Here is a 15,030-nt window from a genome sequence, read left to right as displayed (position 1 = left end):
GGAGTTCTCCGTTGTCTCGGCGGGCCTCTTCGCGGGCAAGCCCGCTCCCACAGGATTTGCGCAATCCCTGCGGGAGCGGGCTTGCCCGCGAAAGACTTCACCAGATAGGCAGGGTGTAGGACACGATCAGGCGGTTCTCGTCGGCGCCACGGGCAAAGTTGGAACGATAGGCGGCATTACGCCAGCGAACGCCGACATTCTTCAAGGGCCCGCTCTGGATCACATAGGCGATATCGGTATTGCGCTCCCACTCACGGCCCTCACCTGCCAGGGTGGCGGCATCGGCATGGTCGCCCTTGACGTAGCGGGTCATGAAACTCAGGCCAGGCATGCCCACTGCGGCGAAATCGTAGTCGTAGCGCAACTGCCAGGAGCGCTCGCCGGGTTCGGCGAAGTCGTTGATCTGGATGTAGTTGGTCAGGTACGGGTCGGTGCCGTTGAGGAACGGCATGGAGGTTTCGCCATTCATCTTCTGCAACCCCAGGGCAAAGGCATGACCGCCCAGGCTGTAGGTGAACATTCCGCTCAGCGCGCCGCTGTCGATGTTGCCACCCCGGGCGTTACCGGCGTCCTCGCTGAGCATGTAGCGCAGATCGCTCTTGAGCTTGCCGGGGCCAACGTTCCACACATGGTTGATACCGAAGAAATTCTGCCGGTACACATCCTGCAGCTCGGCGTACTGGTAACTCAGGGTCAGTTGCTTGCCTAGCGCATAATCAGCACCGCCGACCCAGTAATCATCCCCCTCCACTGCTCCGGCAAAGCGCCGGTTCTTGTTGTTCAGGGTGATCTTCGTGGCGTTGGTCGAGTCGCGATCGGTCATTCGGTCGAAGCGTGCAGCAGTAAACGTCAGGCCGTCGATCTCCCTGGCGGTGAACAAGCCACCCTCGAAGGTCTGCGGCAAGATGCGACCGGTGTTGGCCTGCACGGTCGGCAGCTTGGGGATCAGCGTGCCGTACTTGAGCTCGCTGGCCGAGACCTTGACCTTGGCGGTCAGGCCCAGGCGGCTGAACTCATCGGCGGCGCGACCATCGTCATGCACCGGCAGCAAACCGGAACCGGCGCGGTCCGGGCTGGAGTCGAGCTTGATGCCGAGCATGCCCAGGGCGTCCAGGCCGAAGCCGACGGTGCCAGGGGTGTAACCAGAGCGAAAATCGAAGAGAAAGCCCTGGGCCCACTCTTCACGCTTGGACTGTCCGGCACCATCACGAAAGTCGCGGTTGAAGTAGTAGTTCTGCAGTTGCAGGCTGGCCTTGCTGTCGTCGAAAAAGCCTGCGGCGTCGACGGGGCTGGCCAGCAGGCAGGGGGACAGGGAAATCAGGGTACGCAGGATGTTCTTGTTGTTGTGCATCTGGCGGGTCCGTATGGGCGACAGGAAACCAGAGGCCGCGTCGCGGCCCCTTCGCCGGCAAGCCGGCTCCTACAGGTTCGAAGGGGATTCGAGGGTCAGTGCGCGGAGGCCGGTACCGGGGGATCCAGTTCCTTGTTGCCCACGCGCATCAGCACCGTCATCAGGAAAGCCACCAGCAGCAGCGCGCTGAGGAACATCAGGCCGGTCGCAGCGCTGCCGCTCTGGCCCTTCACCACACCGATCAGCGACGGCCCAGCGAAGCCGCCGAGGTTGCCAATGGAGTTGATCACGGCGATCGACACGGCAGCGGTGGCTCGGTCGAGGAACAACGTCGGCAGCGCCCAGAATGGCGACTTGAAGCTGTAAAGCCCGGTGAGCGCAACACAGATCATCGCCATCGAGGCCACGGGGCTGGGCAGCATCGCCGCGCCCACCAGGCCCAGCGCCGCCACCGCCAGCGGTATGGCCGAGTGCAGCTTGCGCTCGTCGCGTCGGTCGGAGCTGCGCGACCACAGCACCATCAGGATCGTCGCGACGATGTACGGCAGCATGGCGATCAGGCCGATCTGGGTGTGGGTCAGGCTGCTGGAGAAGCCCTTGATGATCTGCGGCATCCAGTAACCGACGCCGAGGCTGCCGCACTGGTAGACGAAATAGATGAACGCCAGGTAAAGCACCTTGGGGTTGACCATGGTCTTGAACACGCTCAGGCGCTTGACGTTCTTGCGGCTCTGGCGATCGCGCTCGAGCTCGGCAAGCAGCCAGTCCTTCTCGGCTTGGCTCAACCACTTGGCCTGCTCGGGCTTGTCGGTGAGGAAGAAGAAGCAGGCCACACCGAGGAACACCGCCGGCACGCCTTCGAGGAACAGCATCCAGCGCCAGCCGCTCCAGTCGAGCCACTTGATGTTATCCATGATCCAGGTCGAAAGCGGCGCACCGATGATATAGCTGACCGGGATCGCTGCGGTGAACAGCGCCACGGTGGTGGCTAGTTCCTTGGAGCGGAACCAGTAGGTCAGGTAGACGATCACGCCGGGGAAGAAGCCAGCTTCGGCCACCCCCAGGAAGAACCGCAACACATACAGCTGGTTGGCGGTCTGGGCGAACGCGGTGGCGGCCGCGATGGCGCCCCAGGTCACCAGGATGCGAGCGATCCACACCCGCGCGCCGTACTTGTTGAGCATCACGTTGCTCGGCACTTCGAACAGAAAGTAGCCGATGAAAAAGATCCCAGAAATGAAACCGAAGGCCTCGCTGGTCAGGGCGAGTTCCTTGTTCATTTCCAACGCGGCGTAGCCGATGTTGGCGCGGTCCAGGTAGGAAACGATGTAGAGCAGGAACATGAAAGGAATGATGCGCAGGGTGACTTTGCGCACCGTTGCCTGCTCATCGACTGTCTTGTTGTTGTTCATGGCGACCTCACTGTGGGGCAGGCCATGGCCCGCCCCTTGTCATTGTTATCTGTGCAGCACGGTTCAGGCAGAAAAAACCATGCACACCGGACTACCGGTCGAAACCGAGAACCCGGTCTTGCTCAAGCGTCCGTGCTGCGCATCGACTGCCAGGGCAATGATGCTGTCGCTGTCTTCGTTGAGGGCGAAGACGAAGCGCTGGTTGGGGGTCAGGGCAAAGAAGCGTGGGGTCTTGCCGGCAGTCGGCTCTACCTCGACCAGGCTCAGCAGGCCGCTCTGGGCATCGATGGCGTACACCGCGATGCTGTCGTAGCCGCGGTTGGAGGCGTACAGGAAGCGGCCACTGCGGTCGACTTCGATTTCCGAGGCGCGGCTGTTGCCGGTGAAACTCGCCGGCAACGAGGAAAGAATCTGCAGCGGGTGCAATGCGCCGCTCAGCGGGTCGAAGCGGTAGGTGGTGACGGTCGAGTCCAGCTCGTTGACCACATAGGCCAGCGGCGCCTTCGGGTGCAACGCCAGGTGCCGTGGGCCGGCGCCCTCGCGGGTGGTAACGAACGGCTGATCGGCGGGGAACAGCTTGCCGTTGTCGAAGCGGAAGCTGAACACCCGGTCCAGCCCTTTGTCCGGCACCAGGACGAAATTGCCCGAAGCGTCGAAAGGATTGAAGTGTGGTTTGGCGAAGGGCTGCTCGACGCGATGTGGGCCGGTCGGGCCTTCGAGCTTGAGCAACTGGTTGAGGCTGCCCAGACGGCCATCCTGCTCGACGTTGAGCACGGCCAGGCTGCCACCGATATGGTTGGATACCACCAGGAAGCGCTCGCTCGGATCCAGTGCCAGGTGCACCGGGTTCTTGCCCTCGCAGCTCTGGCGGTTGAGAAAGCTGAGCTTGCCGCTGGCTTTGTCGACGGCGAAGGCGCTGATTTCGCTGAGATCGCCATGCACGGTGTAGAGGCGGTTGCCAGCGCGATTCAGCGCCAGGAACGATGGATTTACCAGATCGCCGACCACCTGGACCTTGTCCAAGGTGCCGGCTTGCTGGTCCAGGCGATAGACCGTGATGCCGTCGCCCCGGGCATTGCGCTCGCGGGTGGTGCGAGAGCCGACATAGGCGTACATAGGGGTTGTTCTCCCATTTGCGGATACGTTGGAATCCTGGCTGCCAGCGGCCAGGGCGATCCCCGGCGGCAGCAGCGTGCCGAGCAGCGACACACCGGCCGCAGCACTCAGCTGTTGAATGAAGGTGCGTCGGTGCAGCCCCGCTTGGGCTTCAGGCAGGCGCGTTGCCGCGCCCTGATCGTCGCCTTGCATGCTGTCTTCCTTTTTTGTTGTTGTGAGGAGTACAGGGCGGCCCCAGGCGGGGCCTCTGATAAAGGGTCAAGCGCGCGTGCGTCGCACCACCTTGCGGATCACGTAGGGCAGCACGCCACCGTTGGCCAGGTAACGGATCTCCTGCTGCGAATCGAGGCGCGCCACCAACTCGGCCTCGTCGCGACGACCATCGGCACGCAGGATCTGCAGGCGAATGCGGTTCTCGCCCACCGTCAGCTCATCCAGGCCGATGAAGTCGAAGCGCTCGCTGCCATCGAGCTGCAGGTCGTCCACGCCCTGCCCTTGCGGGAACAGCAGCGGCAGCACGCCCATGCCGATCAGGTTGCTGCGATGGATGCGCTCGATGCTACGCGCGACCACTGCACGCACGCCGAGCAGGGCCTGGGCCTTGGCTGCCCAGTCGCGGCTGGAGCCGGCGCCGTAGTTGATACCGGCAAACACCACCAGCGGCGTGCCGGCATAGCTCTGCGCGGCCTCGAACAGTGGCAGGCACTGGCTGTGGTCGGCGTTCCAGGCCCAGGCACCGACACCGGGCTGCAGGTCACCGAGCAAGCGGTTACGCACCGACTTGTTGGTGAACGCGCCGCGCAGCATGACTTCGTGGTTACTACGACGAGTGGAGTACTGGTTGAGGTCCTGAGGGTCCTCGCCGCGTTCGAGCAGCCATTGCCCGGCCAGGCTGTCGGCGGGGATCGCCCCGGCAGGGGAAATGTGGTCGGTGGTCACGTTGTCACCCAGTACCATCAGCGCGCGGGCACCGTGGATCGCCAGGCTGGGGTTGGCCTGCGCCTTGACCTCGGCCAGGTACTGCGGGCGGCGCAGGTAGGTGGACGCGGCGTCCCAGGGGAACTGCACGCTGCCTTCGGCAGACAGGGCCTGCCAATGGTGTGTACCGTCCCAGACCGTTGCCAGGCGTTGGCGGAAGAACTCGGGTTTGACTACTTGGGCGACCAGGGCAGCCACTTCGTTGTCGCTTGGCATCAGGTCATGCAGGTAGACCGGCTTGCCGTTGGCATCCTCGCCAAGCGCTTCGCGGGTCAGGTCGGTGTCGATACGCCCGGAGATGGCAAACGCTACGCACAGTGCGGGCGAAGCCAGGTAACCGGCGGGCACCTTGGGGTTCACCCGGCCTTCGAAGTTGCGGTTGCCGGAGAGCACCACCACGCCCTTGAGGCCTTGATCGGCAAAGGCCTCGACATGTGTTTCGAGCTTGCCGGAGTTGCCGATGCAGGTCATGCAGCCGAAACCGGCCAGGTCGAAACCGAGCGCGGAAAAGTCTTGCAGCAGGTCGGCTTCGGCGAGGTAGTCGGCTACCACCTGAGAACCGGGCGACAGCGAGGTCTTGACCCAGGGTTTGCGTTGCAGGCCCAGGCGCCGGGCGTTACGGGCCAGCAGGCCGGCCTGGATCATCTGCGCCGGGTTGGCGGTGTTGGTGCAACTGGTAATGGCCGAGAGCACTACCGCGCCGTGGCTGATCGGGGTCTTGAAGGTAGGCTCGAAGAACTGTTGCTCGGAAGGGCCGGCAATCAGATTCGCACCACCGAGCACTTGTTCGCGGAACGACGCGCCGGCAGCCGACAGCGGCTGGCGTTGGTGTGGCTGGTACGGGCCGGCAACGCTCGGCTCGATACTGGCGAGGTCCAGCTCGATCAGTTCGTCGAACTCGGGTTCGGGGAGGTCGTCGCGTCGGTGCAGGCCCTGGGTGTGCATGTAGGTCGCGGCCTGCAAACACAGTTCGGCGCTGCGGCCGGTGAGCTGCAGGTAGTCCAGGGTCTGATCGTCGAACGGGAAGAAGACTACGGTCGCGCCATACTCAGGGGCCATGTTGGCCACTGTGCCGCGGGCCGCCCAGCCAAGGCTCGACAGCCCAGGGCCGGTGAACTCGACAAACTTGCCGACCACCGACCGCTGGCGAAGGATCTCGGCTACATGCAGGGACAGGTCGGTAGCGGTCACGCCCGGGCGCAAGGCGTTGACGACCCGCAAGCCGATGACCTTGGGAAAGTTGATCGGCACCGGTTCGCCGACCATCGCGGCCTGCCCTTCCAAGCCACCCACACCCCAGCCGAGCACGCCGATGGCGTTGATCATCGGGGTATGGCTGTCGGTGGCGACCATGTCGTCGGGATGCAGCAGCCGCTGGCCGTCTTCGGTGCGGCTTTCCCACACCACCTTAGCCAGAGCTTCCATGTTCATCTGATGGATGATGCCGGTGCCTGGCGGGATCACACCGAAATTGTCGAGGCTCTTCTGCGCCCACTTGATGAAGCGATAGCGCTCGCTGTTGCGGCGGAAATCGATGTCCAGGTTCTGCTCGACGGCATCGGCTTCGGCGTATCGCTCGACGATCACCGAGTGGTCGATGGTCAGCACGGCGGGGATCTGCGGATTCATGGCGCTGGGATCGCCACCGAGCTCGGCGACCACGTCACGCATGCCGGCGAAGTCGGCCAGGGCTGGCAGGCAGGTGGTGTCGTGGAACATCAGGCGGTTGGGCTGAAAGGGTACTTCGCAATCCGGGCCTAGACCGATGGCTCGGGCCAGCACGGGTGCCAGCGCGTCGGGAGTGCAACGGGCGACATTCTCCAGAAGGATGCGAATGGAGTAAGGCAGACGTTGCAGCTGGCTGGCGCTTAGCAGCTTTTTCAGATCGATGTAGACGAATTGCGCCTGGTCGATCTCGAGGGTACTCATCAGGTCGCGGGCAGTGTCGGTCATGCGCGTATCGCTCGGTTTCTTATCGTTGTGGTTGGCCATGACGTAGACGTCGGGCTCAACGGATAAGGCGATACTAGGGGGCAGAGGCGCTGGTGAAAATTGATCAATTACCACGGCAGCGTTCTCCAATGGAGAACGCTCGACGGGGTTAGTCGACGGGTTGACTGAGGTGATCGATGAAGGTTCGCAGGGTCGGCGCGGCGGCCTCATCCTTGCGCAGGACCAGCAACAGCGAGCGACGCGCCCAGGGTTCGTTCAATACCACGCGCTTGAGCCGATAGCTGCGCAAATAAGGCTCGACCACGCTGCGTGGCAGCACTGCCAGACCGAGGCCGTTCGAGACCATGCGACACATGCAGTCGAAGCTGCTGATGCGGATGCGCAGCTTCAGCGATTGGCCGAGCTTGTCGGCCTCGCGGGTCAGCAGGGCATGCAAGGAGCTGTCGAGGTGGGGGCCAACGAACTCGTGCTCGATCAACTCGTTGAACTGCACCGATTTGAGCGATGCCAAGGGGTGGTTGCCTGGCACCACCAGCGTCAGTTCGTCGTGGCGATATGGGAGGGTTTCCAAGCCTTGGGCGGGAGTATGCGAGGCAATGATGCCCAAATCCGCCCTGCCATCGGCAACCGCACGAATTACCGCCGAGCCGACCCGCTCTTCGATATCGAACTTGATCTGCGGGTAGCGCTCGGCAAAGCCAGCCACGTCCTGGGGGAGGAACTGCGACAGCGCCGAGGTGATGGCATGGATACGGATATGGCCTTTGACACCGGCGGCGAACTCACTGAGCTCATTGTCGAGCTGGGCCATGGTCTGCTTGAGCTGGCGTGCGTAGAACAGCAGCGACTGGCCGGCCGGGGTCAACTCGACACCACGGGCATTGCGAATCAGCAGCGGCGAACCGATCTGGGCCTCCAGCTCGCTGATGCGTTTGCTGACGGCCGAGACGGCCAGGTGCTTGATGCCTGCGGCGCGGGTGAGGTTGCGCTCCTGGGCGACGGTGATGAAGAGGTCCAGGCTGGTGAGGTCGTAGCGCATGACGGGTACGGGTAGCTGTTCAGGAGGCACACCATACGCTTGGGACATTATCACCGGCAAGCCGGCGCCTGCATCGCTAGCGCAGAAAGACAAAACCCCTATCTGCTCGCGCAGATAGGGGTTTTGCGAAATGAATCTTGACGATGACCTACTCTCACATGGGGAAACCCCACACTACCATCGGCGATGCATCGTTTCACTGCTGAGTTCGGGATGGGATCAGGTGGTTCCAATGCTCTATGGTCGTCAAGAAATTCTGTTGCCAGAATGTCCAGATGGACAGCCCAGCGAATTCGGATATGTGAATTTGTGCTGCTTTTAATTTGTGAGCCGAATTTTCGGTTCTTTCGTCTTCACCACCACAATTTGGCTCGGCGCGCAAATTGCTTGGGTGTTATATGGTCAAGCCTCACGGGCAATTAGTATTGGTTAGCTCAACGCCTCACAGCGCTTACACACCCAACCTATCAACGTCGTAGTCTTCGACGGCCCTTTAGGGGATTCAAGATCCCAGTGAGATCTCATCTTGAGGCAAGTTTCCCGCTTAGATGCTTTCAGCGGTTATCTCTTCCGAACATAGCTACCCGGCAATGCCACTGGCGTGACAACCGGAACACCAGAGGTTCGTCCACTCCGGTCCTCTCGTACTAGGAGCAGCCCCTCTCAAATCTCAAACGTCCACGGCAGATAGGGACCGAACTGTCTCACGACGTTCTAAACCCAGCTCGCGTACCACTTTAAATGGCGAACAGCCATACCCTTGGGACCGGCTTCAGCCCCAGGATGTGATGAGCCGACATCGAGGTGCCAAACACCGCCGTCGATATGAACTCTTGGGCGGTATCAGCCTGTTATCCCCGGAGTACCTTTTATCCGTTGAGCGATGGCCCTTCCATACAGAACCACCGGATCACTAAGACCTACTTTCGTACCTGCTCGACGTGTTTGTCTCGCAGTCAAGCGCGCTTTTGCCTTTATACTCTACGACCGATTTCCGACCGGTCTGAGCGCACCTTCGTACTCCTCCGTTACTCTTTGGGAGGAGACCGCCCCAGTCAAACTACCCACCATACACTGTCCTCGATCCGGATGACGGACCTGAGTTAGAACCTCAAAGTTGCCAGGGTGGTATTTCAAGGATGGCTCCATGAGAACTGGCGTCCCCACTTCAAAGCCTCCCACCTATCCTACACAAGCAAATTCAAAGTCCAGTGCAAAGCTATAGTAAAGGTTCACGGGGTCTTTCCGTCTAGCCGCGGATACACTGCATCTTCACAGCGATTTCAATTTCACTGAGTCTCGGGTGGAGACAGCGCCGCCATCGTTACGCCATTCGTGCAGGTCGGAACTTACCCGACAAGGAATTTCGCTACCTTAGGACCGTTATAGTTACGGCCGCCGTTTACCGGGGCTTCGATCAAGAGCTTCGCTTGCGCTAACCCCATCAATTAACCTTCCGGCACCGGGCAGGCGTCACACCCTATACGTCCACTTTCGTGTTTGCAGAGTGCTGTGTTTTTAATAAACAGTCGCAGCGGCCTGGTATCTTCGACCGGCGTGGGCTTACGCAGCAAGTGCTTCACCCTCACCGGCGCACCTTCTCCCGAAGTTACGGTGCCATTTTGCCTAGTTCCTTCACCCGAGTTCTCTCAAGCGCCTTGGTATTCTCTACCTAACCACCTGTGTCGGTTTGGGGTACGGTTCCCAGTTATCTGAAGCTTAGGAGCTTTTCTTGGAAGCATGGCATCAACCACTTCGTCGCCTAAAGGCAACTCGTCATCAGCTCTCGGCCTTGAGATCCCGGATTTGCCTAAGATCTCAGCCTACCACCTTAAACTTGGACAACCAACGCCAAGCTGGCCTAGCCTTCTCCGTCCCTCCATCGCAATAACTGGAAGTACAGGAATATTAACCTGTTTTCCATCGACTACGCTTTTCAGCCTCGCCTTAGGGACCGACTAACCCTGCGTCGATTAACGTTGCGCAGGAAACCTTGGTCTTTCGGCGTGGGAGTTTTTCACTCCCATTGTCGTTACTCATGTCAGCATTCGCACTTCTGATACCTCCAGCAAGCTTCTCAACTCACCTTCACAGGCTTACAGAACGCTCCTCTACCGCATCATCATACGATGATACCCGTAGCTTCGGTGCATGGTTTGAGCCCCGTTACATCTTCCGCGCAGGCCGACTCGACTAGTGAGCTATTACGCTTTCTTTAAAGGATGGCTGCTTCTAAGCCAACCTCCTAGCTGTCTAAGCCTTCCCACATCGTTTCCCACTTAACCATGACTTTGGGACCTTAGCTGACGGTCTGGGTTGTTTCCCTTTTCACGACGGACGTTAGCACCCGCCGTGTGTCTCCCATGCTCGGCACTTGTAGGTATTCGGAGTTTGCATCGGTTTGGTAAGTCGGGATGACCCCCTAGCCGAAACAGTGCTCTACCCCCTACAGTGATACATGAGGCGCTACCTAAATAGCTTTCGAGGAGAACCAGCTATCTCCGAGCTTGATTAGCCTTTCACTCCGATCCACAGGTCATCCGCTAACTTTTCAACGGTAGTCGGTTCGGTCCTCCAGTCAGTGTTACCTAACCTTCAACCTGCCCATGGATAGATCGCCCGGTTTCGGGTCTATACCCAGCGACTAAACGCCCTATTAAGACTCGCTTTCGCTACGCCTCCCCTATTCGGTTAAGCTCGCCACTGAATATAAGTCGCTGACCCATTATACAAAAGGTACGCAGTCACCTAACAAAGTAGGCTCCCACTGCTTGTACGCATACGGTTTCAGGTTCTATTTCACTCCCCTCTCCGGGGTTCTTTTCGCCTTTCCCTCACGGTACTGGTTCACTATCGGTCAGTCAGTAGTATTTAGCCTTGGAGGATGGTCCCCCCATATTCAGACAAAGTTTCTCGTGCTCCGTCCTACTCGATTTCATTGATAAGAGATTTTCGTGTACGGGGCTATCACCCACTATGGCCGCACTTTCCAGAGCGTTCCACTAATCTCAAATCAACTTAAGGGCTGGTCCCCGTTCGCTCGCCACTACTAAGGGAATCTCGGTTGATTTCTTTTCCTCAGGGTACTTAGATGTTTCAGTTCCCCTGGTTCGCCTCTTGCACCTATGTATTCAGTACAAGATACTCAGCTTGTGCTGAGTGGGTTCCCCCATTCAGAGATCTCTGGATCACAGTCTGTTTGCCGACTCCCCAAAGCTTATCGCAGGCTACCACGTCTTTCATCGCCTCTGACTGCCAAGGCATCCACCGTATGCGCTTCTTCACTTGACCATATAACCCCAAGCAATCTGGTTATACTGTGAAGACGACATTCGCCGAAAATTCGTACGTTGCGCTTTCGCGCAGAACTCACAAATTTTACCTTAGCCTGATCCACCAGCAGTGAAACTGGTGTTCAGTCTATATCTATCACATATCCGAATTTTTAAAGAACGATCTGACAAAAGCCAGAAATCAACATTCATTCACGAATGTTCATTTCTAAGTTCTGATCAAGTACTACGCGTTACAGCAAACGTGGTGGAGCCAAGCGGGATCGAACCGCTGACCTCCTGCGTGCAAGGCAGGCGCTCTCCCAGCTGAGCTATGGCCCCGCATATTGGTAGGTCTGGGCAGATTTGAACTGCCGACCTCACCCTTATCAGGGGTGCGCTCTAACCAACTGAGCTACAGACCTATATAGGGTCTTGATCGTCTTCAACTTCTTGAATCAAGCAATTCGTGTGGGAGCTCATCAGCAGGCTGATGTCGTCGATTAAGGAGGTGATCCAGCCGCAGGTTCCCCTACGGCTACCTTGTTACGACTTCACCCCAGTCATGAATCACACCGTGGTAACCGTCCTCCCGAAGGTTAGACTAGCTACTTCTGGTGCAACCCACTCCCATGGTGTGACGGGCGGTGTGTACAAGGCCCGGGAACGTATTCACCGCGACATTCTGATTCGCGATTACTAGCGATTCCGACTTCACGCAGTCGAGTTGCAGACTGCGATCCGGACTACGATCGGTTTTGTGAGATTAGCTCCACCTCGCGGCTTGGCAACCCTCTGTACCGACCATTGTAGCACGTGTGTAGCCCAGGCCGTAAGGGCCATGATGACTTGACGTCATCCCCACCTTCCTCCGGTTTGTCACCGGCAGTCTCCTTAGAGTGCCCACCATAACGTGCTGGTAACTAAGGACAAGGGTTGCGCTCGTTACGGGACTTAACCCAACATCTCACGACACGAGCTGACGACAGCCATGCAGCACCTGTGTCAGAGTTCCCGAAGGCACCAATCCATCTCTGGAAAGTTCTCTGCATGTCAAGGCCTGGTAAGGTTCTTCGCGTTGCTTCGAATTAAACCACATGCTCCACCGCTTGTGCGGGCCCCCGTCAATTCATTTGAGTTTTAACCTTGCGGCCGTACTCCCCAGGCGGTCAACTTAATGCGTTAGCTGCGCCACTAAAATCTCAAGGATTCCAACGGCTAGTTGACATCGTTTACGGCGTGGACTACCAGGGTATCTAATCCTGTTTGCTCCCCACGCTTTCGCACCTCAGTGTCAGTATCAGTCCAGGTGGTCGCCTTCGCCACTGGTGTTCCTTCCTATATCTACGCATTTCACCGCTACACAGGAAATTCCACCACCCTCTACCGTACTCTAGCTTGCCAGTTTTGGATGCAGTTCCCAGGTTGAGCCCGGGGCTTTCACATCCAACTTAACAAACCACCTACGCGCGCTTTACGCCCAGTAATTCCGATTAACGCTTGCACCCTCTGTATTACCGCGGCTGCTGGCACAGAGTTAGCCGGTGCTTATTCTGTCGGTAACGTCAAAACAGCAAGGTATTAGCTTACTGCCCTTCCTCCCAACTTAAAGTGCTTTACAATCCGAAGACCTTCTTCACACACGCGGCATGGCTGGATCAGGCTTTCGCCCATTGTCCAATATTCCCCACTGCTGCCTCCCGTAGGAGTCTGGACCGTGTCTCAGTTCCAGTGTGACTGATCATCCTCTCAGACCAGTTACGGATCGTCGCCTTGGTGAGCCATTACCTCACCAACTAGCTAATCCGACCTAGGCTCATCTGATAGCGCAAGGCCCGAAGGTCCCCTGCTTTCTCCCGTAGGACGTATGCGGTATTAGCGTTCCTTTCGAAACGTTGTCCCCCACTACCAGGCAGATTCCTAGGCATTACTCACCCGTCCGCCGCTGAATCAAGGAGCAAGCTCCCGTCATCCGCTCGACTTGCATGTGTTAGGCCTGCCGCCAGCGTTCAATCTGAGCCATGATCAAACTCTTCAGTTCAATACTGCTTGGGTTTTTAAGAAACCCTAAACTTGGCTCAGCAATCTCAAATGACTATGTGATTTCTCGCATGGTCACTTGTGATGCTGATAATCTTTTTGACTATCAGTCCGTACTCACAAGCACCCACACGAATTGCTTGATTCAATTTGTTAAAGAGCGTTTGGCTAAGAGCGCTTCGTCTCAACCGAGGCGCGCATTCTACGCTTTCCTCATTTCGTGTCAAGCGTTTATTTTGAAGTTTTTTCCGAGAAACTCGTTTAGCTTCAAACACTTGACTCGCTGCGATCTCTCGTAGCGGGAGGCGAATAATACAGCGTTTAAAACCGCTGTCAACTGCCTTTTTCACCGCTGCCGATCAGTTGATCGAAGCCCTTTCAGCGTCACCGAACTATCTAACTCGTTGAATCTCAAGGAGTTTTTCGTTCCGTTGTCGCTGGAAGTGGTGCGCATTATAAGGAGATTCGAAACGGCGTCAACAGGTAATTTGATGAAAATCAGATATTTAGGGAAAAGGACCGCGTTGAGGCCACCAGGGGCCCGCCACAACACCTTCAGCGCCCATGAGATCGAGCGCCGCCCGCGCGGCGCATTGCGACGCAAGGCCGCTCCCACATCTGTTTCGGGCCAATTATGTCTGGTAGGGCATGGTTGCCAGCCTGGTGGGCCCGGGGCGATATTTGTTTTGGCGCCGGGCGCACCACGATATTTCGTGGTGCCGCCAAAGGCGAACAACCATGGCCTGACAGAAAGTGGCACGTTGCAACAAATGTGGGAGCGGCCTTGCGTCGCGATGCGCCGCGCGGGCGGCGCTCGATTTACGCGCCGCTGCAAGAGCCATGGCGTACACCTCCCCGCCTCACCCCAAACTCCACGGCGAGCCCCTTACCCCCTCACCACAAAACCCACAGCGCCCCTCCCCCACCCCGCAACTATTCCCGCCACATTCGATCTGTTAGAGAACCACCCCCACCAGAGCGTAACGGCCATGAGCGATGCGCAGAACGAGAAAACCCCCGGCCTATCCCCAGACGAGGAACAGGAGGTCAGCCACAACCAGCCGCCCAGGGCCGCCGTGCTCCACGAAATCATTCGCAGCCAGGGCGATCAGGAGCTGGAACGAACCGTCGCCGCCCTCTGGTGGTCGGCCCTCGCCGCCGGGCTGACCATGGGCTTGTCGCTGATGGCCATGGGTTTGCTCTACGCTCGCCTGCCCGAAAGTCCAGGCGCCCAGGTCATCGCCAGCCTTGGCTACAGTGTCGGTTTTCTCGCCGTCATCCTGGCACGCCAACAGCTGTTCACCGAAAACACCCTGACTGCCGTGCTACCACTGATGACTGCCCCTACCCTACGCAACCTGGGCCGCCTGCTGCGTCTGTGGAGCGTGGTGCTACTGGGCAACCTCGCGGGCACCCTACTGGTCGCCTGGGTGATGCTCGAGCTGCCGATCTTCGATAGCAAGACCGATGTCGCTTTCCTCGAAGTCGGCCGCAAGGTGATGACCAACGACATCAGCCAGATGGTCGCCAAGGGCATCGTCTCAGGCTGGATGATCGCCACCATGGTCTGGATGATCCCATCGATGGAGCACGCCAAGATCTGGATCATTCTGACCATCACTTACTTGATGGCACTCGGGGACTTCACCCATATCGTCGTAGGCTCGGTGGAAGTGTCCTACCTCGTATGGGCCGGCGATGAAACCTGGAGCCGTTTCTGGCTGGAGTTTGCCCTGCCGACCCTGCTGGGCAATATCATTGGCGGCAGCTTCATCTTCGCGTTGATCAGCCATGCGCAAGTACGCAGCGACAGCGGCAAGCCACCTTCGCAGCTATTAAAGGAAGAAAAGCGCGCCGACGGTTGATACC

General features: G+C 58.6%; 6 protein-coding genes, 2 tRNA genes and 3 rRNA genes. 1 reads left to right on the top strand and 10 read right to left on the bottom strand.

What is annotated here, in order from left to right:
- Positions 1-97: 97 nt before the first annotated feature.
- The 10 genes from E6B08_RS06670 to E6B08_RS06625 all read right to left on the bottom strand — a co-directional run bounded on the left by E6B08_RS06670 (position 98) and on the right by E6B08_RS06625 (position 13,162).
- Complete coding sequence (locus tag E6B08_RS06670) at positions 98-1,351, bottom strand: OprD family porin (protein ID WP_136913297.1); 1,254 nt, start codon at positions 1,349-1,351, stop codon at positions 98-100.
- A 95-nt stretch (positions 1,352-1,446) separates the two neighbouring features.
- Positions 1,447-2,763 carry an MFS transporter gene (locus E6B08_RS06665; protein WP_136913296.1) on the bottom strand — a complete coding sequence of 439 codons (1,317 nt, stop codon included), beginning with the start codon at positions 2,761-2,763 and terminating at the stop codon, positions 1,447-1,449.
- A 63-nt stretch (positions 2,764-2,826) separates the two neighbouring features.
- The gene (locus E6B08_RS06660; RefSeq protein ID WP_136917341.1) at positions 2,827-3,879 is read right to left on the bottom strand and encodes a lactonase family protein; all 1,053 of its coding nucleotides are present in this window, start codon (positions 3,877-3,879) and stop codon (positions 2,827-2,829) included.
- Between the two features lie 258 nt (positions 3,880-4,137).
- The gene (gene acnA, locus E6B08_RS06655; RefSeq protein WP_136913295.1) at positions 4,138-6,810 is read right to left on the bottom strand and encodes an aconitate hydratase AcnA; all 2,673 of its coding nucleotides are present in this window, start codon (positions 6,808-6,810) and stop codon (positions 4,138-4,140) included.
- A 148-nt stretch (positions 6,811-6,958) separates the two neighbouring features.
- Positions 6,959-7,849, bottom strand: coding sequence for a LysR family transcriptional regulator (locus tag E6B08_RS06650; protein ID WP_136913294.1), 891 nt, complete (start codon positions 7,847-7,849; stop codon positions 6,959-6,961).
- A gap of 135 nt (positions 7,850-7,984) precedes the next feature.
- Positions 7,985-8,100: ribosomal RNA gene (gene rrf / locus E6B08_RS06645) — 5S ribosomal RNA — on the bottom strand.
- A 147-nt stretch (positions 8,101-8,247) separates the two neighbouring features.
- Positions 8,248-11,140, bottom strand: a 23S ribosomal RNA gene (locus tag E6B08_RS06640).
- Positions 11,141-11,387: 247 nt separating this feature from the next.
- Positions 11,388-11,463 (bottom strand) — tRNA-Ala (locus tag E6B08_RS06635).
- A 6-nt stretch (positions 11,464-11,469) separates the two neighbouring features.
- Positions 11,470-11,546, bottom strand: a tRNA-Ile gene (locus tag E6B08_RS06630).
- Between the two features lie 79 nt (positions 11,547-11,625).
- Positions 11,626-13,162: ribosomal RNA gene (locus E6B08_RS06625) — 16S ribosomal RNA — on the bottom strand.
- Together the 16S, 23S and 5S rRNA genes with 2 tRNA genes alongside form the textbook arrangement of a ribosomal RNA operon.
- A 988-nt stretch (positions 13,163-14,150) precedes the next feature.
- On the opposite strand from E6B08_RS06625, the gene E6B08_RS06620 reads away from it, so the two are divergent.
- A complete protein-coding gene (locus tag E6B08_RS06620; protein ID WP_136913293.1) occupies positions 14,151-15,026 on the top strand; it encodes a formate/nitrite transporter family protein in 876 nt (291 codons plus the stop codon).
- The last annotated feature ends 4 nt before the right edge of the window (positions 15,027-15,030 follow it).

This window comes from Pseudomonas putida, assembly GCF_005080685.1.
GTDB lineage: Bacteria > Pseudomonadota > Gammaproteobacteria > Pseudomonadales > Pseudomonadaceae > Aquipseudomonas > Aquipseudomonas putida_V.
The sequence above is the reverse complement of the archived record's forward strand: the minus strand, read 5'-3'. Positions and strand labels throughout refer to the sequence as shown.

Bases quoted from the DNA above. Each gene is read 5' to 3' on its own strand.
- E6B08_RS06670 (WP_136913297.1), bottom strand. From the start codon at position 1,351: ATGCACAACAACAAGAACATCCTGCGTACCCTGATTTCCCTGTCCCCC.
- E6B08_RS06665 (WP_136913296.1), bottom strand. From the start codon at position 2,763: ATGAACAACAACAAGACAGTCGATGAGCAGGCAACGGTGCGCAAAGTC.
- E6B08_RS06660 (WP_136917341.1), bottom strand. From the start codon at position 3,879: ATGTACGCCTATGTCGGCTCTCGCACCACCCGCGAGCGCAATGCCCGG.
- acnA (WP_136913295.1), bottom strand. From the start codon at position 6,810: ATGACCGACACTGCCCGCGACCTGATGAGTACCCTCGAGATCGACCAG.
- E6B08_RS06650 (WP_136913294.1), bottom strand. From the start codon at position 7,849: ATGCGCTACGACCTCACCAGCCTGGACCTCTTCATCACCGTCGCCCAG.
- E6B08_RS06620 (WP_136913293.1), top strand. From the start codon at position 14,151: ATGAGCGATGCGCAGAACGAGAAAACCCCCGGCCTATCCCCAGACGAG.